General features: G+C 51.7%; 21 protein-coding genes, 1 tRNA gene and 1 other annotated feature. Of the genes, 9 read left to right on the top strand and 13 right to left on the bottom strand.

What is annotated here, in order from left to right; genetic code table 11:
* Nucleotides 1-67: 67 nt before the first annotated feature.
* Nucleotides 68-142 (bottom strand) — tRNA-Val (locus tag HRU73_RS08715).
* 196 nt (nucleotides 143-338) lie between these two features.
* Here HRU73_RS08715 and HRU73_RS08710 point away from each other — a divergent pair.
* Both HRU73_RS08710 and HRU73_RS08705 read left to right on the top strand, forming a co-directional pair.
* Nucleotides 339-1,724, top strand: a complete 1,386-nt coding sequence (locus tag HRU73_RS08710; RefSeq protein WP_276678979.1) for an L-serine ammonia-lyase — start codon at nucleotides 339-341, stop codon at nucleotides 1,722-1,724.
* Nucleotides 1,725-2,064: 340 nt separating this feature from the next.
* A complete protein-coding gene (locus HRU73_RS08705; protein ID WP_287398431.1) occupies nucleotides 2,065-2,979 on the top strand; it encodes a DMT family transporter in 915 nt (304 codons plus the stop codon).
* Nucleotides 2,980-3,110: 131 nt separating this feature from the next.
* Here HRU73_RS08705 and HRU73_RS08700 read toward each other — a convergent pair whose 3' ends face one another.
* From HRU73_RS08700 to HRU73_RS08675, 6 genes are all read right to left on the bottom strand, one after another.
* Nucleotides 3,111-6,263 carry a type I restriction endonuclease subunit R gene (locus tag HRU73_RS08700; RefSeq protein WP_287398430.1) on the bottom strand — a complete coding sequence of 1,051 codons (3,153 nt, stop codon included), beginning with the start codon at nucleotides 6,261-6,263 and terminating at the stop codon, nucleotides 3,111-3,113.
* A complete protein-coding gene (locus HRU73_RS08695) occupies nucleotides 6,260-8,674 on the bottom strand; it encodes an AAA family ATPase (RefSeq protein WP_287398429.1) in 2,415 nt (804 codons plus the stop codon). The genes HRU73_RS08700 and HRU73_RS08695 overlap by 4 nt, the downstream gene beginning before the upstream one ends.
* Nucleotides 8,671-9,360: a restriction endonuclease subunit S domain-containing protein gene (locus HRU73_RS08690; RefSeq protein WP_287398428.1), complete on the bottom strand. Its 690-nt coding sequence runs from the start codon at nucleotides 9,358-9,360 to the stop codon at nucleotides 8,671-8,673. The genes HRU73_RS08695 and HRU73_RS08690 overlap by 4 nt, the downstream gene beginning before the upstream one ends.
* Before the next feature lie 59 nt (nucleotides 9,361-9,419).
* Nucleotides 9,420-10,648 (bottom strand): IS3 family transposase gene (locus HRU73_RS08685; protein WP_502709290.1). Its coding sequence is split into 2 segments (ribosomal slippage): nucleotides 9,420-10,369 and nucleotides 10,369-10,648, totalling 1,230 coding nucleotides; the frame shifts between segments, so codons are not numbered across the junction.
* Nucleotides 10,254-10,370, bottom strand: a sequence feature (AL1L pseudoknot). It overlaps the preceding gene by 117 nt.
* Nucleotides 10,649-10,678: 30 nt before the next feature.
* Complete coding sequence (locus HRU73_RS08680; protein ID WP_287398426.1) at nucleotides 10,679-11,413, bottom strand: restriction endonuclease subunit S; 735 nt, start codon at nucleotides 11,411-11,413, stop codon at nucleotides 10,679-10,681.
* Complete coding sequence (locus tag HRU73_RS08675) at nucleotides 11,403-11,948, bottom strand: N-6 DNA methylase (protein WP_287398425.1); 546 nt, start codon at nucleotides 11,946-11,948, stop codon at nucleotides 11,403-11,405. Before HRU73_RS08675 ends, HRU73_RS08680 begins: the two co-directional genes overlap by 11 nt.
* Before the next feature lie 45 nt (nucleotides 11,949-11,993).
* Between HRU73_RS08675 and HRU73_RS08670 the strand changes: the two genes are divergently transcribed.
* Nucleotides 11,994-12,757, top strand: a protein-coding gene (locus HRU73_RS08670; RefSeq protein WP_144039592.1) for an IS5 family transposase whose coding sequence is annotated in 2 segments (ribosomal slippage) — nucleotides 11,994-12,354 and nucleotides 12,354-12,757 — 765 coding nt in all. Because the reading frame shifts where the segments join, the coding sequence is not laid out codon by codon here.
* A gap of 5 nt (nucleotides 12,758-12,762) precedes the next feature.
* Here HRU73_RS08670 and HRU73_RS08665 read toward each other — a convergent pair.
* The 6 genes from HRU73_RS08665 to rpmH form a co-directional block, all read right to left on the bottom strand.
* Nucleotides 12,763-13,953 carry a class I SAM-dependent DNA methyltransferase gene (locus HRU73_RS08665; RefSeq protein ID WP_287398424.1) on the bottom strand — a complete coding sequence of 397 codons (1,191 nt, stop codon included), beginning with the start codon at nucleotides 13,951-13,953 and terminating at the stop codon, nucleotides 12,763-12,765.
* Between the two features lie 161 nt (nucleotides 13,954-14,114).
* Nucleotides 14,115-15,470 (bottom strand): tRNA uridine-5-carboxymethylaminomethyl(34) synthesis GTPase MnmE, encoded by a 1,356-nt coding sequence (gene mnmE, locus HRU73_RS08660; protein ID WP_287398423.1) that lies wholly within the window; start codon nucleotides 15,468-15,470, stop codon nucleotides 14,115-14,117.
* 58 nt (nucleotides 15,471-15,528) lie between these two features.
* Complete coding sequence (gene yidC, locus HRU73_RS08655; protein ID WP_281870490.1) at nucleotides 15,529-17,373, bottom strand: membrane protein insertase YidC; 1,845 nt, start codon at nucleotides 17,371-17,373, stop codon at nucleotides 15,529-15,531.
* Between the two features lie 92 nt (nucleotides 17,374-17,465).
* Nucleotides 17,466-17,675, bottom strand: a complete 210-nt coding sequence (yidD, locus tag HRU73_RS08650) for a membrane protein insertion efficiency factor YidD (protein ID WP_276677313.1) — start codon at nucleotides 17,673-17,675, stop codon at nucleotides 17,466-17,468.
* On the bottom strand, nucleotides 17,672-17,962 hold the full coding sequence (gene rnpA / locus HRU73_RS08645) for a ribonuclease P protein component (protein WP_347889052.1): 291 nt from the start codon (nucleotides 17,960-17,962) through the stop codon (nucleotides 17,672-17,674). The genes yidD and rnpA overlap by 4 nt, the downstream gene beginning before the upstream one ends.
* A 108-nt stretch (nucleotides 17,963-18,070) precedes the next feature.
* Complete coding sequence (gene rpmH / locus HRU73_RS08640; protein WP_011111025.1) at nucleotides 18,071-18,205, bottom strand: 50S ribosomal protein L34; 135 nt, start codon at nucleotides 18,203-18,205, stop codon at nucleotides 18,071-18,073.
* Between the two features lie 283 nt (nucleotides 18,206-18,488).
* On the opposite strand from rpmH, the gene HRU73_RS08635 reads away from it, so the two are divergent.
* From HRU73_RS08635 to HRU73_RS08610, 6 genes are all read left to right on the top strand, one after another.
* On the top strand, nucleotides 18,489-18,950 hold the full coding sequence (locus HRU73_RS08635; protein ID WP_276818629.1) for a DUF5658 family protein: 462 nt from the start codon (nucleotides 18,489-18,491) through the stop codon (nucleotides 18,948-18,950).
* Nucleotides 18,951-18,989: 39 nt separating this feature from the next.
* Nucleotides 18,990-19,205 carry a DUF2905 domain-containing protein gene (locus tag HRU73_RS08630; RefSeq protein WP_011111027.1) on the top strand — a complete coding sequence of 72 codons (216 nt, stop codon included), beginning with the start codon at nucleotides 18,990-18,992 and terminating at the stop codon, nucleotides 19,203-19,205.
* 76 nt (nucleotides 19,206-19,281) lie between these two features.
* Nucleotides 19,282-20,094, top strand: a complete 813-nt coding sequence (gene proC, locus HRU73_RS08625) for a pyrroline-5-carboxylate reductase (protein WP_287398421.1) — start codon at nucleotides 19,282-19,284, stop codon at nucleotides 20,092-20,094.
* 57 nt (nucleotides 20,095-20,151) lie between these two features.
* Nucleotides 20,152-20,712 carry a YggT family protein gene (locus HRU73_RS08620; protein WP_276677315.1) on the top strand — a complete coding sequence of 187 codons (561 nt, stop codon included), beginning with the start codon at nucleotides 20,152-20,154 and terminating at the stop codon, nucleotides 20,710-20,712.
* Nucleotides 20,712-21,014, top strand: a complete 303-nt coding sequence (locus tag HRU73_RS08615; protein ID WP_011111030.1) for a DUF167 domain-containing protein — start codon at nucleotides 20,712-20,714, stop codon at nucleotides 21,012-21,014. The genes HRU73_RS08620 and HRU73_RS08615 overlap by 1 nt, the downstream gene beginning before the upstream one ends.
* Before the next feature lie 114 nt (nucleotides 21,015-21,128).
* Complete coding sequence (locus HRU73_RS08610) at nucleotides 21,129-22,211, top strand: ADP-ribosylglycohydrolase family protein (protein ID WP_287398420.1); 1,083 nt, start codon at nucleotides 21,129-21,131, stop codon at nucleotides 22,209-22,211.
* The last annotated feature ends 12 nt before the right edge of the window (nucleotides 22,212-22,223 follow it).

Raw genomic sequence — 22,223 nt, 5'->3', positions numbered from 1 at the left:
CATATAAACCGGTCCTTCCATGCCAATGACAAGCTGGCACAGGTTGTTCTGGCGTGACAGAAAAATCTGGTAGGCGGTACTGGAATCGAACCAATGACTTCCACCGTGTGAAGGTGACACTCTACCGCTGAGTTAACCGCCTCTTTGTTGCCTCTTAACGACAGGATTAGACCATAGCCTGTTTATGCCGGTCAATTATTATCGTTCTCCTGAATTCCTGCAAAATAATTGTTTCTGCCCCCAAGGCAAACCTGGTCAATCTGCTATACAATTTCAGCCATTGCAATATCAGCCCGCAGCAACAGGCTCCACTCTTAATATCCGGCAAGATTTACCCTATGTTCATCAGCGTACTCGATCTGTTCAAAATTGGTATTGGCCCTTCCAGTTCTCACACCATGGGGCCGATGACGGCAGCAAATGTTTTCCGTGATCATGTCGATCAGTTGATCTCGCAGACTCCAGACGATCTCAACTATCGTGTCTATTGTGTGCTCAAGGGTTCGCTTGCCTTTACCGGCAGAGGGCATGCAACGGACAGGGCAGTGGCTTTGGGATTGCACGGCCATAGCCCCGTCTCGCTTGCCGGAGAGGATGTCAATGCACTGACGGCAAAACTATGGGCCACCGATACGTTGCAACTTACCAGCGGGAGAGAGATTGGTTTCAACCCTGAGGATGATATCGTTTTCGATAAATCGGACCCATTGCCGCAACACCCCAATGGCATGATTTTTTATCTGCTGGATGAAGAGGGGAAAAAAATCCTGTCAGAAACCTTTTTTTCCATCGGGGGCGGGTTCATCTGCACCCTGGCAGAAATCAACCAGCTGAATGCTCCGCTCAAAATGGAATCTGCCGGGTTGTATCCCTATCCGTTCGATTCTGCGATCGGCATGCTAGAAATGTCTCAGCAGAGCGGCTTATCCATCGCTGAAATGAAGCGTGCCAATGAGTTGACCAGAATGTCGGCGCAGGAGCTTGAACAAGGGTTGGATAGTATCTGGAAAGCCATGTGTCACTGTGTCGAGCAGGGATTGACGGCAGAAGGCCGTCTCCCGGGCGGGTTGAGTATACGCAGACGTGCAAAAGATTTGTACGAACAACTGCAGATGCATCCGGAAAAGGCCACACTGAACGATTGGCTATGTGCTTACGCTATGGCAGTCAATGAAGAAAATGCTGCAGGGCACATGGTCGTTACAGCACCCACCAACGGTGCTGCGGGGGTTATTCCGGCAGTCATTTACTATCTGCTCAAACATGAAGGCGGTACTGAACAGCAGGTACGGGATTTCCTGCTGACAGCTGCGGCCATTGGCGGGCTGATCAAGCACCTCAGCTCTATTTCCGGTGCCGAAGTAGGTTGCCAGGGAGAAGTAGGTTCAGCAGCAGCCATGGCTGCGGCCGGTCTCTGTGCGGTACGAGGAGGTACTACCGAGCAGGTCGAAAATGCCGCTGAAATTGCGCTGGAACATCACCTGGGTATGACCTGTGATCCGGTCGGTGGGCTGGTTCAGGTGCCTTGCATCGAACGCAATGGCTTTGGCGCAATCAAGGCACACACGGCCGCCGCACTTGCCTGTCGCGGTACTGGCGAGCATTTCATCCCCCTTGATAACTGTATCAATGCGATGAAACAGACTGGCCTGGAGATGTCGCACAAATACAAGGAAACTTCACTGGGCGGCCTGGCTGTCAGTGTCAGTATCACTGAATGTTGAGAGCGTTATTTCCTGAAATTCTCGTTGTGAGGGGGCGATAGCCGGAGAGTCGCATTATTCAAAGTAAGCCATTCTGCTGCATGGCTGCACGACAGAAAATGCGTGCCTGATCGTCATAGGTGATATGCCCGCATCGCATACAGTACAAATATGAACATCTCCAGAATAATACTGATTCTACGACTGTGGCGGTTTCCTGCCATTGTCCCGTGCGTTGGATCATTGCATTGAGTTGTTGATCATCCATCAGATAGCGATACGGGTCTTCTCCCGCTGATTGCCGTCTTCCGTGAAAAGACCTGTGTTTTTAATGACCGAATACAGGATTTTCAGATTCCCCATGTACCCCTTACTTGCAAGATTCTTCTCATCGTACCAGCAGGCGCTGGGTGTTCTGTTTGCCTTGCTGGCGGCGATTGGTTTTTCCGCCAAGGCGATTTTCATCAAATTGGCCTATGTCGAGCCTGTGGATGCCGTAACTTTGCTGGCCTTGCGCATGGTGTTTTCCGTGCCATTTTTCGTATTTGCCATGCTGCACGGACGGGCGCAGGCCACACCCATGGCCCGGCACGACTGGCTCGCTGTCCTGCTGCTGGGGCTGGTGGGTTACTATCTGGCAAGTTTTCTTGATTTTCTCGGTCTGCAATACATCAGCGCGGGGCTGGAGCGCATGATTCTGTTTCTGTATCCCACCATGGTGGTGCTTATCAGTGCGCTGGTATTTCGCGCGGCTATCGGGCGCAGGGTCTGGTTCGCCTTGCTGCTCAGTTATGCCGGAATCGGGCTGGTATTCGTGCATGATTTCCACATCACATCGGATGGTCTGTTCATGGGGAGTAGCCTCGTTTTTGCCAGCGCACTGGCTTATGCCATCTACTTGATTGGTGCCGGACACACCATCGCCCGTATCGGCTCCATGCGCTTTACCGCTTATGCCATGACCGTCGCATGTCTGGCCTGCATCGCCCAATTCCTGCTCACTCATCCGCTGGATGACTTGCAGCAATCCACCCGTGTCTATGGCCTCAGCATTGGTATGGCGCTGTTCTCCACCGTGATGCCCGCCTTTGCCCTTGCCGCTGCTATGCGACGAATCGGCTCCATGCAAACTTCCATGATAGGCGCGCTGGGGCCAGTGGCGACCATTTATCTGGCTTATGTGTTTCTCGCGGAACAACTGTCGCTGGTACAGCTGGCAGGCTCGGGGCTGGTATTGATCGGTGTGATGATGATCAGTATGCGGAAGATGGAATAATGGAATGGCTCTGGAAAACCTGAACTTGAGCAGGGTATACACTGAGTAATGATGGCATCCAGGTTATAGAAGCCCATTGCCCGTAAACCATTCGCTGATGGTGTGCCTACCTACCTCGAACAACTTGGTCATCACTTCGACCATGCGTTCGACAACACTTCCGCTTGCTGTAGCACCAATTCCACTGCCTCCAGCTGCTTGTCGGGCGGGTACTTCCACTTCTTCAGCGTGCGCCGCACCAAGATCCGCAGCTTGGCGCGTACGCTCTCGCGCACCTGCCAATCCACCGTGGTGCTGTTGCGCAGCTTCTCGGTGATCTCGACGGCGATCTTCTTCAGGGTTTCGTCGCCCAGTTCTCGCACGGCGCTTTCGTTGTTGGCCAGCGCGTCGTAGAAGGCGATCTCGTCCGGGTTCAGCCCCAGCGCCGCTTCGCGCTCCAACGCCGCCCGGAAGTCCTTGGCCATCTGGATCAGTTCCTCGATGACCTGCGCCGTCTCCACCGCCCGGTTGTGGTACCTGCGCAGGGTTTCTAGCAGGCGGTCGCCGTATTTCTTCTCCTGCACTACGTTGTTGCGCGCACGGGCCTTGGTCTCGTCGCGCAGCAGCTTTTCCAGCAGTTCCACCGCCAGGTTGCGGCTCTTCATCTGCCGCACGTCTTCCAGAAACTCATCCGACAGCAGGCCGATATTGGGCTTGTCCAGGCCCGCCAGGGCGAAGATGTCCGCCACCCCGTCAGCGACGATGGCGTTGTCCAGAATCTGCTTGAGCGCACTGTTCTTGTCCGCGTCGGAACGCTTGCGGTACACCGTGGTGAACTTGACGATGGCGGCCTTGACGGCGGCGAAGAAGGCAATCTCCGTGCGCAGGGCGGCGGCTTCGTCCAGCGTGCTGCACAGGGAAAATGCCTTGCTCACGGCCAGCATGGCATCGAGGAAACGCTGCTTGCCGTCCTTCAGCCCCAGGATATGGTTGGCCACCGGTACCAGTAGCTTCATCGCATCGGTCTCGAACCCGCTGTAGTCGAAGCCGTGCATCAGCCCGCGCACGATGTCCAGTTTTTCCAGCAGCACCGTCAGGGCCTCACGCGCATCGTGTGCCGGGTCGCCCCTGCCCTTGGATTCGGTATAGGTCTTGAGCGCTGCTTTCAGTTCATTGGCGACACCAATGTAATCCACCACCAAGCCGCCGGGCTTATTGCGGAACACCCGGTTTACGCGAGCAATCGCCTGCATCAGGTTGTGGCCCTTCATAGGCTTGTCCACGTACATGGTGTGGCAGCAGGGCGCGTCGAAGCCGGTCAGCCACATGTCGCGCACGATCACCAGCTTCAGCGGATCTGCCGGGTCCTTGAAGCGCTTTTCCAGGCGTTTCTTCACCTGCTGGCTGGTTAGGTGTGGCTGCAATAAAGGTTTGTCCGCTGCCGAGCCAGTCATGATCACCTTGATCGCGCCCTTTTTCGGGTCGGAGTCGTGCCAGTTAGGACGCAAGGCGACGATGGCGTTGTACAACTCGGCGCAGATGTCGCGGCTCATGCAGACGATCATCGCCTTGCCTTCCAGCGTGGCGGTGCGCGTCTCGAAGTGCTGCACTAGATCGGCTGCCACCTGCTCCAGACGCGGCTGCGCGCCCACCAGCTTGGTCAGCGCCGCCCAATCACTCTTGGTCTTTTCGCGGGCAGTGAGGTCTTCCTCGTCCTCGATCACCTCATCCACTTGGGCATTGAGCGCGTCGATCTCGGCTTGATTCACGTCCAGCCTGGCCAGGCGGCTTTCATAGAAGATCGGCACCGTGGCGCCATCGTCCACCGCGTCCTGAATGTCGTAGATGCTGACGTAATCGCCGAACACCGCCCGCGTGTCCTTGTCTTCCAGGGCGACGGGCGTGCCGGTGAAGCCGATGAAGGTGGCATTGGCCAGCGCGTCGCGCAGGTGCTTGGCATAACCGAACACGTACTTGCCGGTCTTGGTGTCCAGCCGCCCCTTCATGCCGTACTGGCTGCGGTGTGCCTCGTCGGAGATCACCACGATATTGCTGCGATCCGATAGCAGCGGGTGCTGCTCTTCGTCGTCCAGCAGCGCGAACTTCTGCACCGTGGTGAAGATGATGCCGCCCGCCTCGCGCGAGGCCAGCATCTCGCGCAACTTCTCTCGACTGCCCGCCTGCACCGGCGTTTGCCTGAGCAGGTCTTCGGCAGCGCAGAAGGTGCCATACAGCTGCCCATCCAGATCGTTGCGGTCGGTCACCACCACCAGTGTGGGGTTCTTCATCTCCGGCTGCTGCAACAGCTTGCCCGCGTAGCAGGCCATGGTGATGCTCTTGCCCGAGCCCTGAGTGTGCCACACCACGCCAGCCTTGCGGCTGCCGGGCTGCACTTCCTTGCCATAGGTAGCACGCGGTTCCTGAACTTCCAGTAGCCCCTTCTGTGGACTGCTGGCGGCAATCACCGTAGCCTTAACCGCCTCGCGCACGGCATGGAACTGGTGGTAACCGGCGATCTTCTTGATGATCCGGTCGGCGTCCTGCTCGAACAGCACGAAGTGGTGCACATAGTCGAGGAACAACGCAGGCTCGAAGAAACCACGCACCAACGTTTCCAACTCGAACTCCAGCAGTGGCCGGTCGTCCTCATTGGTAATCGCCCGCCAGGGCTGCATGCGCTCCTGATTCGCAGTGAGCGAACCCAGCCGCGCCGTGAAGCCATCGCTAACCACTACCGCCACGTTGGTGTTGAACAGATCGCTGATTTCTTCTTTGTAGGTCTGGATCTGGTTGAAGGCATCCCAGATGTCGGTCTGCTCGTTGGCCGGATTCTTCAGCTCGATCACCGCCAGCGGCAGGCCGTTGACGAAGGCCACCAGGTCCGGGCGGCGCGGCTGGCGGGTAGCCCGGACGGTGAACTGGCTGACCAGCAGGAAGTCGTTGTTGCGAGGATTGACGAAGTCGATCAGGTTGACCAGATCGGTGCGCTTTTCATCGCCCACAGAAAACTCGACCGGGATACCGGACAGCAGCAGCCGATGCACATGCCGGTTGCGGGCAATCAGCAGAGGGTCGCTCACCGTCAGCAGTTCATGTGTAGCTTGTTCGAGTGCGACGGCGGGGATGTGAGGGTTGATGCGTGACAACGCCGCCAGCAGGCGTTGTTGCAGTACTACTTGGCGATAGTCGGTGCGAGCAGGGCTGTTGCCATCCGGTGCGATGTCCGGACCACTGGCATATTGCCAGCCCAGCTCACGGAACCAGCCGATGGTAGCGTTTTCGAGTTGTTGTTCGGTAATGCTCACGACTGTGCCTCCGGAGCTTCTGCCACACCGATACTTTTCAATAAAGAGGAATACTGATCTGAGTCTTGCTTAAGCCGCTCGATAATATGTCTTGCAGCTTTTTGCATCTCCGGCACTTCGACAGGTGTCGATCCCCGTTCAAAAACCCCCGATAGATGAGAATATTCGTTATTGATTCTGTCTGTTAAAACAGCAGGAATTTTATCCTCGCCAAAGAACAAGCGAAGAGTATCTTCATTCATACCTTGATCGGGGTATTTGTAGTACAAATAAATTTCAAAAAACTTTCTGGCGTTGTTTGCGAAATTGTAGAAAGTAACGTAATTCGTATCGTCAATTGCTTTAATTTCAGCGCACTTGTGTATTTGCTCGAAAAGGTAATTAAACTCGGTGACATATTCCTTGAGGTACTTCGGCATGATTTTGATACCTGAAACCTTGTCATTTCGGGCAATGACAAAATAACTTTTCTGATAGTCCTTTTTCTTGCCATCCTCGCCAATATACTTTCCACTAAGTCGTTTCAGGTACTTTAGGAAATCAAGATTGTGAGTTGATAGGAATAGCTGCTCAAATTTCCCAACAGAAACGATTTCTGCGCCTAATAGACTATAAACAAAAAATATATGGTTTCCATCTAGTGATGAAATAGGGTCGTCAATCCAAATAAGCGGCTTTGAATTTCGGGTGTCGATGTCGTCGAGTTTTGCTAGGAAATAACAAAAGGCCAGCAAGCTACATTCACCTTCACTAAGATGGTGAGCCTTCTTTCCATCACGAATGACCTCAAAGTGAATTCGTTTTGATTGCTCTCCAAAAGCCTTGTCATGCTTGGCTTCAAGCGTGAGAAAACGATGGCCAAAAAAATTATTCAAATACTCATTGACCTTTTTTGCACCTTTTTCTTCATCGTTTAGCTCGCGTTTTTTTGAAGCAATCAAGTCCTGTTTTGTGCTGATTTCAATGTCGATGCGATTTTTTTCTTGCTCAGCGTATTCATGCTGTTTTTTGAATTCTGCGATAGTGAATTGTTGCTTCTCGAATCCAATAGTGAGGAGGTAATCTGAAACCTCTTTTAATCGCAAATTTTCTTTGGCGATTTTCTGATCTTTGTCTAACAATTTTGTATAGTTATCAGACTCTGTGCAAAGCGCTTTATAAGTGCTCCAGACCGCTTGCAAATCTTTAGTGACGTCGCCCGATTCTACGAACATTCTAGGATTTAGAACGTCTTCTTTTCTGGACTTCAACTGGGCGATCAATGCATCCAGAGATTTTTCGTAGCTGGCAAGAACCGTTTTCAACGATTCATCTAATTCGTTGAGCCGCAGATGGAATTTGGAATAGAACTTGGTCTTATCAATGGATAATGCTGAGCTTGTCGTTTTCTTTTCTGTCTCGATCTGGCCAATTAGCGCATCAATATCCTTCTCAAGTTGGTCTGATTCTTCATCAAAATGCTTTTCCAGCGCAGCCCAACGATCCACGGAGATTGGGTTGTCGCAAAATGCGCACTTATCCAGCTTGTTCTTATGGTGGGTTCGCCCTTCATTAACCCAGCGATTCAGTACTGCGTTTTTCACCAGTGCTTCAATTTTGTCCGATTCACTGATTTTCTTGGTCAAAAGTGTTTCGGCTTGCGTTACCAAGCTTTGAAAAGTAAGATCGGGCGCATGGAACGGCGGAACAGGCTGAAGCGCTATTTCTGAGATCAGCTTTTCGTATTGAGCCAGTTGCTCACTTGATGGTGATTGATAGCTTGCAGTTTGGACTACCGCAATATCGTTTTTCAGCTTTTGAATGTTGTAATTCTGGTCACCAAAGCGATCTGATTTGTATTTTATGCCGATTTTTTTATCGGTTGCTTTATCACTTAGTTGTTTTTCGAGGTCGTCATTGGCTTTTTTATGTCTTTGAAATGCCGTAGTGTGCTTGGTCTTCGCTGTAATCTGCTGAGCGTACAGGCCTGTTTCGCTACCCACTTCATTTGAGCCAAGCTCTGCTTCAAGCGCTTCGATCTCTTTCTCAATCTTGTTGTTGTCGTCGCCAAGGATGGCGAACGGCTCGATGCTGTCATCCGGGTTGGTGATAAAGCGCAAATTGGATCGTACGAAATCCTCATTGAAAACCCGAATCGTTTTGCCATGGCTTGTCAGCGCTGTTTGCGTTGCATGAGAACCATCCGCTAAAGCTACACTGAATGATGGATTTTCAAACTTATCTGATAGTAACCCTGTCTCCATCGCGCGCAGAATTCGTGAAAGCGTGGTCTTCCCAGAATAATTTCTCCCATAGATGATGTTGATGTCTTGAAACGTCGCTACTTGGCCGCCTCCTTCGCGGACTTCATCATCCCACTTAAAGTTTTTGTAAACACCCAGATTGCCGATGGTTTTTATTTTCTTAATCATGCATCAAGCTCCACTGCGTCCGATGCCGTCGGGATGGACAATTCACCTGATAAAAGTTTAGGGAGGAGGCTGTCGCGGAGTTCAGCCAAGAGCTTCGCGTTTTCTCTGTTCGCGAGAGTTTTGGAAAACATCGGTCGTATTTTTTTGTGGAATGCCTGTGCGATGTCTTTTTTCGGGATAACCAAATTTTCTTGTACGACAACTTCAGGACGCACGGCAGGATATGCGCCATCTGCCAAATGAGCTAGGCGCTCAATATTTGATTCGGACGTTGCCACAAGATAAACAAATTCCAGCCACACCTGATCTATCGGGCGTAGCACAGCAAATCCTGTACTTCCAGTCAGACCAACCTCTCCAATCAAGGCGAACGACTTGTTTCCTGGTCGTACCGTACCAACAATCGTATCTCCGAGCCTCAATATTCTTCTGGCACGACTCGGAATATCTTTTCCGCTTACAGTCTGCAATTCTGAAATTTCGCCGTTCTTGGTGTTTGCCAAATCCACATAGTGAACCGTACTCGGTAACGTTTTGGCACCCCAGCTTTCAGAGTTCAACTGGCATAGTTCGGCCAATGTTCCGGCTTCCCACCCCTTCGGAATCTCCCCCAACTCCGACTCTTCCATTTCATCGGGAAACAGCGTGGCGGTGGCGGCGAGTTGGTCGTGGTGCTCGCGGGGCATCTGGTCGAGTTCGGCATTGGTCTTGCTGAACCGTCCCGACAATCGAGGAGGCTATTTGGTTAAAGTAAAATATCCATCAATGTCTTACTATCCTGGGTTTGTCGGTAGTTTTCTTCAGCCTGAGCTGGAGGAATATACCCGATAGATCCAAGCAGGCGTTGATGGTTATACCAGGCAACCCATTCCAAAGTTGCCAGCTCCACAGCAGCCCTGGTTTTCCAGGGAGCTCTCCTGTGTATCAGTTCAGCCTTGTACAGGCCATTGATCGTTTCAGCCAGCGCATTATCGTAACTGTCACCGCGACTGCCGACAGACGGTTCAATACCGGCTTGTGCCAGACGTTCGGTATAACGGATCGACACGTATTGCGATCCTCTGTCGGAATGATGAATCAGGGTATCAGCAGGACGGCGATCATACAAAGCCTGCTCCAGCGCATCAAGCACAAAATCCGTACTCATGGTGCTGCTGACACGCCAGCCAACGATGCGGCGGGCAAATACATCGATAACAAAAGCCACGTACAACCAGCCCTGCCAGGTTGATACATAGGTGAAGTCCGAGACCCACAGCTGATTGGGCCGATTGGCATGAAACATCCGGTTGACGAGATCGCGCGGGCAAGTCGCGTTCTGCCGGACAACAGTGGTGCGAATGATTTTGCCCCGTCGGGCACCTTGTAAACCCAGCTGGCGCATCAGACGTTCAACCGTACAACGCGCCACAGTCACACCTTCACGTTGCAATTGATACCAGATCTTGCGTGCACCATAGACTTGCATATTGGCCTGCCAGACACGCCGGATATCAGCCATCAACAACTCATCTCTGCGAGCCCGCGCACTGCGTAATTGTGGATAGCGCTGGCGGGCAGCATGGCGCCAGTACGCTGAAGGGGCAACCTGCAACACCTTGCAGACTGGCTCGACCCCATAGATACTCCGATACTGATCAATGTAAGCGTTTACTTCTTCAGAACGCGGTCGAGCTCCGCCTGGGCGAAAAAAGCACTGGCTGTTTTCAATATCTCATTGGCTCGGCGCAGTTCCCTGTTCTCACGCTCCAACGCCTTGAGGCGATCACGTTCACTGCTTGTCAGACCTTCGCGTGCGCCATTGTTAATTTCGCTACGTTTAACCCATTCCAGCAACGTGGAGGGAACACAGCCAATCTTGGGTGCAATTGATTCAACCGCCGCCCATAGCGATGGATATTCGCCGCGATGCTCCTGTACCAGGCGAACAGATCGTTCACGAACTTCAGGGGAAAACTTTGTTTGATTGCTCATGGCTCCATTCTCTCAAAAGTTGGAGCCTCCTCAAAACCCGGGGCGATTCATGCCGCTGATGGCGCGCATGGCGGCGCGCAGCGGGTCTTCGCCTTGCTCGATGGCTGCGATCCTGGCCTTGACCGGGTCGAAATCGACAAACCAAGACTTGAAGATAGCTTGCGCCATGGCTTCGAGGGTTTGGTTGATGCGGCGGTTGAGTGAGATTTTTTTGTCCAGCGAGGAAAGCACGCTAACGATTTGATTGCGGCATATCTCTGGCGGTAATGGAACACCAAGCTCACGAATATCTTTGAGGTTGAGTGTTTTTTGAACAGTTGTGTTCAATCTCGCACCAACCAAGTGTTTGGCCGGCGCACTCAGCAAAACAAATCGCAACCAAGGCCGCAAATCTGGATTTTTCAACTTCAAAATAGCCACGGCACGCGCCGCATTCCACCCGGCCATTTCATCTGTAGCGATTGCGCAATCTCCCGGTTCCCCAACTAAAGTAATTAGTAATTCGTCTCCACGAAGACGTGTTCGCTTGTACTCCTCATCGACCTCGCGACTGATGCAGAAGGAAGGTTTTCCTTGAACTTCGCCATTCTTGATATCAGAAACCTTAATGAGCGGCACACCATCAGCCGTATCCGATCCGGGATACATGACACCAACAGCGATTGATTTCGGATGTTCCAGTAAACTTTCGATCGTTTGAAAGTGCCAATTCTCTGGAACGCTACCTCCCGCAGCCCTCCACATAGAGCGCAGATCAGACCCCATATCCCAACCCCGCCAAACTCTTCCTGATCTCCGCTTCCAGCTTCTCACTCTCCGCAAACTGCTCGGCCAGTTGCGCCGTCAGCCGCTGCATCTTCTCGGCAAAGGGCTCGCCGTCTTCTTCCTGCTCCGCCGCGCCCACGTAGCGCCCGGGCGTCAGTACATGCTCGTGCTTGCGCACATCGTCCAGCTTGGCGGAATGGCAAAATCCCGGTACATCTTCATAGCCCTCGCCCTGCTGCCAGGCATGGAAGGTGTCGGCGATTTTCTCGATGTCGTCCGCAGTGAAGTCGCGCAGCACGCGGTCTTTCATGTAGCCCATCTGGCGGGCGTCAATGAACAGGAATTCGCCGCGCCGATCACGCTTCTTCTTGTCCAACGCAAAGCCGTTCTGCTTGTCGCGGGTCAGGAACCAGATACAGGCCGGTATCTGGGTGTTGGTAAACAACTGACCGGGCAGCGCAACCATGCACTCTACGTAGTCGTCCTCGATCAGCCGCTTGCGGATTTCGCCTTCGTTGTTAGATAGTGTAGTCATGAGATAAGAAATATGAGATCCTTTTAAGAAATTAAAGGGACTCGCATGACACATTCACATCGCAGGCATGATATTTCAGATAGGATATGGTCGCTACTTGAGGGGCATTTACCAGGCCGAGAAGGGGCATGGGGAGGGGTAGCCACAGATAATCGTCAGTTTATCAATGCTGTTTTCTGGATTATACGGACAGGAGCCCCATGGAGGGATTTACCGCCGGACTACGGGGGTTGGAGCAATACTCATCGCCGTTTCATTCGCTGGCGTGACAAAGGTATCTGGGAAAAATTGCTGGAAATCCTGATTGATGATCCAGATTATGAATGGCTGATAATGGATGCCAGTCACTGTAAAGTTCATCCACACGCCAGTGGAGCCAGAGGAGGTAATCAGGATATGAATCGGACAAAAGGGGGCTCAACACCAAGATACATCTGGCCGTGGATGCGCATGGTATGCCGGTCAGAATCCTTGTTACACAAGGTACCACTGCTGATTGCACGCAGGCTGGCCGCCTGATCGAAGGGATTGATGCAGATCATCTGCTGGCAGATCGTGGCTATGACAGTAATGCCATTGTTGAACAGGCGGAAAAACAGGGAATGGAAGCTGTTATCCCGCCAAAAAAGAATCGAAAAATACAAAGACCTTACGATAAAGAACTGTATAAGCTGAGGCATCTCGTCGAAAATGCTTTTCTTCATCTCAAAAGATGGCGTGGCATCGCTACAAGATACGCCAAAAACACCTCTTCTTTCCTTGCTGTCGTGCAAATTAGATGTATCGCCCTCTGGGCTGATATCTTGTGACTACGCTATATAGTGTTGGAACTCATGGAACCGTTGGCCAGCAGCAGCGCCATGCTGCCGGTGGGCGCCAGATGCCAGAGCATGTGCTGCAGCCAGGCGAAGTTGGCGTTGCCCTGCGGCGGCGTGCCGGCGATCCAGCGCGGGTCGGCGGCCAGTTTTTCGTTCCACCACTCCTTCATATTGAAGGGCGGGTTGGCCATCACGAAATCGGCGCGCAGGTCCGGGTGCAGGTCGTTCAGCAAGGTATCCGCCGGGCCGGTGCCGAAGTTGAAGTCGATACCGCGAATGGCCATGTTCATCGCCGCTAGCCGCCAAGTGGTGGGATTGCTCTCCTGTCCGTAGACGCTGATCTGTCCGATCTTGCCGTTCGCGGCCTTACCGCCGTGCTGTTCGATGAATTCCTCGCTTTGCACGAAGAAACCGCCGGAACCCATGGCCGGGTCATAGACGCGGCCCTTGAACGGCTGGAGCATTTCCACGATCAGGGTGACGATGCTCTTGGGCGTGTAGTACTGGCCGCCCTTCTTGCCTTCGGCCAGGGCGAACTGGCCGAGGAAGTATTCGTAGACATGGCCGAGGATGTCCCTGGATTTCAGGTCCAGCGGCTGGCCCTTGTATTCGCGGGCAGCGAAGTCGGTATCCGAGAAGTGGCTGATCAACCCGGCCAGCTTGCTGGAGTCGAGCTGGACGCGGGCGAAGTCCTTGTTGAGCACGTTCTTCAGGCGGGCGTTCTCACGCTCGACAGCTTCCATGGCGTTGTCGATCAGCCAGCCGACCGAGCGCATTTCCTCGGGCTCGTCCTTGCCAGGCTTGTTCCATGGTAGCGCCGCTTTTGGCGGCAGTTGCGCGCAGTCGCGCAGGATTTGCCAGCGTGCTTCGACCGGCACCCAGAACACGTTTTTCTCGGTGTAGTAGTCGCGGACTTCCAGCTCGGCGGTGATGTTTTCCTCGTATTCCTGCGTGCCTGCGCCACCGTATTCTTCCGGGTCCATGGTGTAGTCATGATTCGGATCGGTGAACTGCGCGCGCAGCTCTCTCTGCCGTTCTTCGAAAGCATCGGAGACGTACTTCAAAAAGATCAGCCCGAGCACGACGTGCTTGTACACGGCGGCGTCGAGGTTGGAGCGCAGCTTGTCGGCGGCGGTCCAGAGTTTTTTTTCCAGATCGTTGAAGAATTGCTGTTCGATAGATTTCATACCAGGAGAATGATGAATTTATGCAGTTTGAATGAGGCGGTGGCTATCATTAACCTTATCACACGGGCCTGATTTCATATTTTTCTTTATGCCTGTGATTTTCCCACTTTTTATCCGGTTGATCCGGATTCGAGGTACTTCGATACCGCCAGGAAGGCTTGTTATTTTCCGATGCAGAAACTGGAAAAAATCTCGCCTAGCAGGTCATCGCTGGTAAATTCGCCAGTGATGGAGGATAGGGCTTGTTGCGCGAGGCGTAATTCTTCGGCCAGTATTTCCAGCTGATCTGCACGATGCAGCCAGGCGGCTGCTCTTTCCAGCAGTTCTTTTGCCTGTAGCAATGCCTGCAGGTGGCGCTGGCGAGCCATGTAGGCACCTTCTCCGGCAATGTTGGCCTGCCAGCCGGCAGTTTTGAGCAGTGCAGTCCGTAACAGCTCCATTCCTTCCCCGCTTCTGGCTGAAAGGTAAATGGTTGTTCCTGATGTGTTTTCTTCCAGGCGGGGAGGCTGGGCTGACAGATCGATCTTGTTGTGGACGGTCAGTACCGGCAACCGTTCCGGCAGGCGCGCCAGCACAGAGCGATCTTCTTCTGTTACACCGTGGCGGCTGTCCACCAGTAACAATACCAGATCAGCCTGTTCGATTGCAGCGTAGGTGCGGGCAATTCCATGTTGCTCAACAATGTCGCTGGTTTCTCTCAGTCCTGCGGTATCGATCAAGTGCAGTGGAATTCCTTCGATTTCGATTGATTGCCGGACAGTGTCTCTTGTCGTACCGGGAATATCAGTGACAATGGCAACCTCGTCTCCGGCAAGACGGTTGAGCAGGCTGGATTTGCCTACGTTGGGCTGACCGACCAGTACGACTTTGATGCCTTCCTGCAGCAGATTGCCCTGGCGAGATGCAACCAGTACCTGTTCCAGTTTGGCTCGGATCGTCGCCAGTTGTTCTGCGGCATGGGCTGACTGGAGAAAATCGATTTCTTCTTCCGGAAAATCGAGTGTTGCTTCGACCAGTACACGCAGATCGATCAGAGCACTGACGAGCTGGTGAATCGTTAATGAGAATTCTCCGTGCAATGAGCGTACTGCACAGCGCGCGGCATTGGCGGTGCTGGCTGTGATCAGATCAGCGACGCCTTCTGCCTGTGCGAGATCGAGTTTATCGTTGAGAAAGGCTCGTAACGTAAATTCACCCGGTTCCGCCAGGCGGGCACCCAATTGAAGGCAGCGATCCAGTAGCAGATTCATGACGGCGGGGCCGCCATGCCCCTGCAGTTCCAGCACCTCTTCGCCGGTGTAGGAATGGGGAGAAGGAAAGTAAAGTGCGATTCCCTGATCGATGATCTGACTATTCTGATCAAGGAAGCTGAATAACCCGGCATGACGCGGGTCGGGAAGCTTGCCCAGGATTTTCCGGGCAAGCGATTCCAGATTTGTTCCGGAAATCCGGATGATGCCTATTCCGCCACGACCGGGAGGCGTGGCAATTGCCGCGATGGTGTCATTACTTGTCACCAGAGAGGGCAGGGTTTTTTGATCCAAAAGGACAAAGAGCGATTAAAGCGATAAATATCTATTTCTTTCTCGTTCTTTTGTACATTTTCCTTGGATTATTGGCAGGAGTTTGAGGCTGTTTAGGGCTATCAGCCGGACTGCTGGCAGTTGTTTCAGGATTTTCTGAACTATTTACCTGTTTACTGACGGGTGGTTCAGGCGTGTCCTTGCTGGGGGCAGTCCCGTACATTTTTGTAATCTTCCATTGCTGTGCAATCGACAGAATATTGTTGACCAGCGAATACAGAACCAGGCCGGCCGGGAAGAAGAAGAAAATGGCGCTGAAGGCAACAGGCATAATTTGCATTATTTTTGCCTGGAGCGGATCTGTCGGCGTCGGGTTAAGCTTGGTCTGCACAAACATGGAAATACCCATCAGCAGCGGCAGCATGTAGAAGGGATCTGGAGAGGATAAGTCATCGATCCAGAGCGCCAAAGGAGCATAACGCAGCTCTACCGCTGCAAGAATAGTCCAGTACAGAGCGATGAAAACCGGAATTTGCACCAATATAGGAAAACATCCTCCCATCGGGTTGATTTTTTCCTCTTTGTAGAATTCCATCATGGCCTGGTGCATACGCTGCCGATCACCTTTATATTGATCCTGAATACGCTTCAGTTTGGGTGTTACCAGGCGCAACTTGGCCATGGATCGATAGCCGGCTGCAGATAGCGGGAAGAACAGAAGTTTGACGGTCATTGTCAACAGGATGATTGCCACCCCCCAATTGTCCGTCCATGAATGATAGAACGAAAGCAGGCGGAATAGCGGTTTGGCAATCACTGTCAGCCAGCCGTAATCAACTGTGAGATCCAGACCGGGAGCCAATCCTTCCAGATTATCCTGCTCTTCGGGGCCTGCATAAAATGGCATGGTGGTGGCTGCAATTTCACCAGGCGCGATGACACCAGCGGGTACAATCACCCCGGCACTGTAGAGATTGTCACTCTGCCGTTTGGCAAAAAATTCACGTGGTGTCTGCTGTTGTGGCAGCCAGGCAGTCAGGAAATAATGTTCCAGCATGGCAATCCAGCCATTGTTCGCATTGGCCGGATAATCTGCCTTGTTCTTGTCCAGATCGGAAAAAGGAATTTTCTGATATTTACCTTCCTCAGTGTAAACGGCTGCCCCCAGGAATGTGGGGATCATCATGGTCTTGGCGGGTGGCGGATTACCGTCACGCAGCATCTGGAAATAGGCAAACGGGCGAACTGTGGCGTCACCTTTGTTTTCCACTTCGAAACCGACATCGATCACATAGCTGTCACGGTGGAAAGTATAGGTTTTGATGACCTGAACACCTTGGGCCTCAGGTGCCAGCAGGCGGATGACGATTTTATCCTCGCCCGAGGAGAGCTCGTAGTTGCGTATATCCGACTCTGCCCGGAAAGTTGTTTTATGGTTGGGCAGGCCTTCTCCAACCAGGCCGGATTGTGCAATATAGGTACGCGCAGCCTCGCTGTACAGCAGAGCGTAAGGTGTGTCTTTGTCTTCTGACGAAGGTTGCTGCAGCAACTCCAGACGCCGTAAATCGCCGCCGATCGTATCGATTTCTGCAATGACCTTGTCGGTGACGACACGTATCTGTTCTCCTGATGGCAGGAGGCGTGGAGTAACCGAGTCTCCATTACCACCGCTTGCAGGTATTCCATTTGTATCCGGACTTGCTTGTGATGATGTCAGCTCACTGCCAGGAACAGGGAGGCTGTCGTCATTTCTGGATTGTGTCGATCCGGCTGAAGAATCAGCCTGGGTAATGGCGGGAGGATTGTTGAACTTTTCCTGCTCCTTTATCCATGCATCCCATAAAAACAGCAATGATGTCGAAAAAATGATAAGCAGTACGATTTTTTTATTGTCCATTTCTTTGGAGCTCGGAAAAGCAGAAAATTTTTAGTGCAAAATATTAAATGACTGGAATCTGATAATTGGTGGAAGTGCATTATCCACTTTTTCTATGGAACAGGGTCATATCCCCCCTGATTCCATGGGTGGCAGCGCAATATTCGTTTCATACCCAGCCATAGCCCCTTGATGAGACCATGTTTCACCAGTGCTTCATGCATATAGTTCGAACAGGTTGGATAAAATCTGCAGGAAGGCGGGATCAAGAGCCCAATACTATACCGGTAGAGTTTGATGAGACCGATGATCAGTTGTTTCATAATTGTCTGGCTGCTTTGTTGAGAAGCATTACAGCTTCCTGATAGATGCGGGTCGAATCTAACAGTTCAACGGGACGCCGAAGCTGCATGACACAATCCAGACCCATGAGCATTTGCCGGTGTCTGCGGAATGCTTCCCTGATCAGGCGTTTGATACGATTTCTCCTGACAGCTTTTCGTTCAACCCTTTTTGCCACGATCAGACCAATACGCGCATAGTCAACATCGATGGGCTTTACATATAATCGCAGCGAGAGACTTTCGAACACGATCCGATTCCGCAGCACAGCACGAAATTCATCAGCTTTTCGCAGCTTGCACTGCCTGGGTAGCGTACAAATTTGCCTGGTTGTCAAGAAATGCAGTTCGGGCAGTGGCCAGACTTATATTTATGATTACACGCTAAGCTTGGCTCGTCCTTTTGCTCGGCGTGCACGAATAACTGCTCTGCCGCCGCGCGTTTTCATGCGGACGCGAAATCCATGGGTACGTTTTCTGCTGATGACGGATGGTTGGTAGGTACGTTTCATTTTTAATGATGTCTGTTTGTACTTGCGTAAGGAAACTAAGTGAAGTCAGTAAAAGTCCTGGTATCTACTTGCCTGCAGAAAATTACTAACCTGTCCCTTTTTGGGCCGAACATTATAGCCCAATCTGAAAAGATTGCGCTATACGTGTTTTTAATTGGCCTGGTATGCAGTGTTGCGCTGCTGAACGGGTGGCTTTACACTTGGTTCTTGTATAAATGAGGTAGAGTACCGGGTCGATTTCCCGAGAAAACGGATCAGATCTTATACCCAGGGAGAGTGAATTGTGGCGAACCAATTGACGATAGATCAGCGATTACAGGAAAGACGGGCCGGAGCTTCTTTTGTTTGTCCTTACCAGTTGGGAATTAAACAGGGGAGGCGGGTTACTCGCAGACGTTCCGGTAAAGGTGCGGCTTATGTTGATAAGTATGGCTGGCCTTTGGTGATCTGCTGCCTTGCCATAGTATTATTCAGCGCAACAGATGCCTTTTTGACGATCAATATATTGTCCGATGGTGGTACGGAACTCAATTATTTCATGGCAGTGCTGATTGAAGAAAGTACACAGAAATTCGTTCGTTTCAAACTGGCGCTTACCTCTCTGGCAGCAATTATTCTGACCATCCACCATGAAGTGCAGATTCGTGGTGGATTCCGGTGCCGGCACCTGCTCTATATGATCTCAACCGGGTATGCTGGTCTGATTGGTTATGAGCTGGTGTTGTTACAGATCATTGATATCTGATGATTTTCAGAGGTATCTCTGAGGTTTTTCGTTGATTGAATGGAACAGATTACACGTTGGTTGATGATAGCGGGTGCTGCGCTACTTGTTATTGGCGTAGTGCTGCACTTTGCGCCCTGGTTATTCAATTGGTTCGGAAAGCTGCCGGGCGATATTCGAATTGAAACCCGGCATAGCAAGATATTTATTCCCATCACGTCCATGCTTATTGTGAGCATCGTATTGAGTGTGATAATCAATCTGTTCAAAAAATGATCCCTGGCAGCTGCACTATCTGCCGGGTGTGTTCAGTCTTGCTGTTGCCATTTATTTATATAAGTCAGAGTCATTCATGAAAATTACTTTTATTGGTGGCGGAAACATGGCTGGAGCCATGATCGGCGGCCTGATACATCATGGAAGCACACCTTCACACATCTGTGCCGTGGAAACCGATGCGATGCGACGACAGCAACTTGCCGAGGCATGCGGTGTCACGGTTACGGTATCGATACCTGATGGAATTCATGGCAGTGAGATTGTTATTCTTGCCGTAAAGCCGCAGCAGTTACGTGCTGTGGCCAATCAGGCTGCACAATTTCTGCAGAATAAACTTGTAATTTCGATTGCAGCGGGAGTTCGTGCAAGTGATCTGAGCCAGTGGCTGAACCGGCATGAATTTATCATTCGTGCCATGCCTAATACGCCAGCTCTGATTGGAGAAGGTGTTACCGGCTTATATGCGTTACCTTTGGTCGATAGCCGGCAGAAGGAACAAGCCACTACGATTCTGGAGGCAATCGGTACAGTAATTTGGGTGGATGAAGAAGCGCAGCTGGATGCGGTGACAGCTTTATCTGGCAGTGGCCCGGCGTATGTTTTCTATTTTCTGGAGGCCATGCAGGAGGCCGGAACACAGTTGGGACTGACAGCAGATACGGCGAAACAGCTTGCAATGCAGACATTTCTGGGCGCAACACATCTTGCCGCACAAAGTAATGACACACTTGCAACGCTGAGGATGAAAGTGACTTCGCAAGGTGGAACGACTGAACAAGCTTTACTCAGTATGGAACAAGCCGATATCAGAGGGGCGTTTATTCGTGCCATGCATGCTGCCTGTGATCGTTCCCGGCAAATGGGTGAAATATTCGGACGTACATAATCCGGCCTGTAACCGGGTCACGACTCGGCAATAACCCTAACTTTCAATGGAAAAGCCATGCCCAATCAAATAATGATATTTTTGCTGGATACCCTGCTGAGCTTGTTTTCACTGGCCCTGTTATTGAGATTTTATGTGCAGTGGTCTCGTGTACCTTACTATCATCCGTTTACGAGATTTCTGGTAGCGGTAACGGATTTTATCGTCAGGCCAGCACGCCGGGTGATACCCAGTTGGCGGGGTCTTGATCTATCTACTTTTGTACTGGCCTGGCTTGCCCAATTTATTATTCTGGTGGGCGTCAATCTGCTGGGAGGTTTCGGTGCGGGAAGCAGCATGTTCGCATTTGCATTGCTGGCATTGGTGAAACTTGCCAGCATGACACTTAACATCCTGTTAATTTCAATTATTGTACAGGCTGTATTGTCGTGGATTAATCCACATACTCCACTTGCACCCGTGTTGGAAAGTTTTACCGGGCCTGTTTTGGGGCCGATACGCCGGTATATTCCTCCCATAGCCAACTTTGATCTTTCTCCGATATTTGCCTTTATTCTGTTGCAGGTACTTATGATGGTCGTGGAGAATTTGCAGCGCCAGATCATACAGATGTTTTAATGAGCTGGTATAGCTTTGGCAACGATCGCAGTCTCTTGATATTGAAACTTTACGTTCAGCCAGGTGCCAGACAAACTGAAGCAGTTGGCATTTGCGGAGAAGAGCTGAAAATAAAACTGGCAGCTCTTCCTGTGGACGGAAAAGCGAATCGTGCGCTGACGGAATTTCTGGCGAAACGCTTTAATGTTCCCCGGAAGAACATCACGCTGAAGCGCGGCGAACAATCCCGGCATAAAGTTGTTGAAGTCTGTCAGTCATCCAATGGACCCGAGGTGTTATTCAGTGAAATGAGAGCTGAATAACCGGCCGTTTGATGATACTGCCGGGTAAGATTTGATGTTTTCGAATTTGCGTCGATGGTACTCCGGGTTTACTGAATTTGTTTTTCAGAATGTAGAACAGGAGGTTGTTTATTCATGTCAGATAAAAATATACAAGACCGTGCCGCAGGGGCCATCATGGGAGCATTCATCGGGGATGCTTTAGGGTTGGGCCCGCATTGGTACTATGATCTTTCCGAGCTTCGTCGAGATTATGGTGACTGGATTACCGGTTACACCGACCCCAAGCCAGATCGATATCATGCTGGATTGAAAGCAGGGCAGTTATCGCAGTCTGGTTTCATTTTGAAGATGATGGTTCGTTCACTGGTTGAATGTGGCGGTTACGATGCTGAAGATTTCTGCCGTCGCATGGATGAAGAGCTGTTTCCGTTACTGGATGGTACGCCGGTCAATGGTCCTGGTGGCTATACCAGCCAGTCGATTCGTGAAACGTGGCGGCGGCGTGTGCAGCAGATGTTGCCTTGGGGGCAGACGGGTGGCCATGCGGATACGACCGAGGCAGTGGAGCGTACACTTGCAATTGCTGTTCGTTATGCATACCAGCCGGAGCAGCTTGCTGCGGCGGTTTCAGCTAATACAACGCTTACTCAGACAGATGAAACAATCGTTTCGATGACCGTTGCATATGGTGCGGTGCTGGGTTTGCTGATTCAGGGGCATGCGCTTGATACCGGTTTATCGGGAAAACTCATGGATCTTGTAAAAAGTGGCGCACTGCCATTCCATGCTGTGACTGGCGATGATCTGCAACCTCCGCGCCCTGGTGATCCGGATCCACCGCGTGCGGGCCGCTTTGCTTCCCCGGATGCGTTGCTCACACCTTCTTATATGGCTGCGGCAGCCGTAGATTCTGGAATTTGTATTGAGCCGGCATGGAAAGTATCCATTGTGTATGGTATGCCATGTGCGATTTATCATCAGTTGCCGGCTGCCTATTATCTGGCAGCAAGGTTTCGTGACGATTTCAAATCAGCCGTCCTCCATGCGGTCAATGGCGGGGGGCAGAACCAGGCGCGTGCCATGCTGACCGGAGCACTTGCCGGTGCACAAACCGGCTTGTCCGGGATTCCACAGTATTTGCTTGACGGACTCGATGATTCGGCGGTGCTGGGCAAGCTGGCTGTGGAACTTGCTGCCAGTGTGAATCCGATCTGAGGTTGCATCCGG

Origin of the sequence: Nitrosomonas sp. H1_AOB3 (assembly GCF_015709435.1) — a bacterium.
In the GTDB taxonomy this organism is placed as follows: domain Bacteria; phylum Pseudomonadota; class Gammaproteobacteria; order Burkholderiales; family Nitrosomonadaceae; genus Nitrosomonas; species Nitrosomonas europaea.
Note: the sequence above shows the minus strand (reverse complement) of the source record. Positions and strands in the feature narration are given on the sequence as shown.

Excerpts from the sequence above, each read along its gene's own strand:
- HRU73_RS08710 (WP_276678979.1), top strand. The coding sequence starts at position 339 with ATGTTCATCAGCGTACTCGATCTGTTCAAAATTGGTATTGGCCCTTCC.
- HRU73_RS08705 (WP_287398431.1), top strand. The coding sequence starts at position 2,065 with ATGTACCCCTTACTTGCAAGATTCTTCTCATCGTACCAGCAGGCGCTG.
- HRU73_RS08695 (WP_287398429.1), bottom strand. The coding sequence starts at position 8,674 with ATGATTAAGAAAATAAAAACCATCGGCAATCTGGGTGTTTACAAAAAC.
- HRU73_RS08690 (WP_287398428.1), bottom strand. The coding sequence starts at position 9,360 with ATGCCCCGCGAGCACCACGACCAACTCGCCGCCACCGCCACGCTGTTT.
- HRU73_RS08680 (WP_287398426.1), bottom strand. The coding sequence starts at position 11,413 with ATGGGGTCTGATCTGCGCTCTATGTGGAGGGCTGCGGGAGGTAGCGTT.
- HRU73_RS08675 (WP_287398425.1), bottom strand. The coding sequence starts at position 11,948 with ATGACTACACTATCTAACAACGAAGGCGAAATCCGCAAGCGGCTGATC.
- HRU73_RS08665 (WP_287398424.1), bottom strand. The coding sequence starts at position 13,953 with ATGAAATCTATCGAACAGCAATTCTTCAACGATCTGGAAAAAAAACTC.
- yidC (WP_281870490.1), bottom strand. The coding sequence starts at position 17,373 with ATGGACAATAAAAAAATCGTACTGCTTATCATTTTTTCGACATCATTG.
- yidD (WP_276677313.1), bottom strand. The coding sequence starts at position 17,675 with ATGAAACAACTGATCATCGGTCTCATCAAACTCTACCGGTATAGTATT.
- rpmH (WP_011111025.1), bottom strand. The coding sequence starts at position 18,205 with ATGAAACGTACCTACCAACCATCCGTCATCAGCAGAAAACGTACCCAT.
- HRU73_RS08630 (WP_011111027.1), top strand. The coding sequence starts at position 18,990 with ATGGAACAGATTACACGTTGGTTGATGATAGCGGGTGCTGCGCTACTT.
- proC (WP_287398421.1), top strand. The coding sequence starts at position 19,282 with ATGAAAATTACTTTTATTGGTGGCGGAAACATGGCTGGAGCCATGATC.
- HRU73_RS08620 (WP_276677315.1), top strand. The coding sequence starts at position 20,152 with ATGCCCAATCAAATAATGATATTTTTGCTGGATACCCTGCTGAGCTTG.
- HRU73_RS08615 (WP_011111030.1), top strand. The coding sequence starts at position 20,712 with ATGAGCTGGTATAGCTTTGGCAACGATCGCAGTCTCTTGATATTGAAA.
- HRU73_RS08610 (WP_287398420.1), top strand. The coding sequence starts at position 21,129 with ATGTCAGATAAAAATATACAAGACCGTGCCGCAGGGGCCATCATGGGA.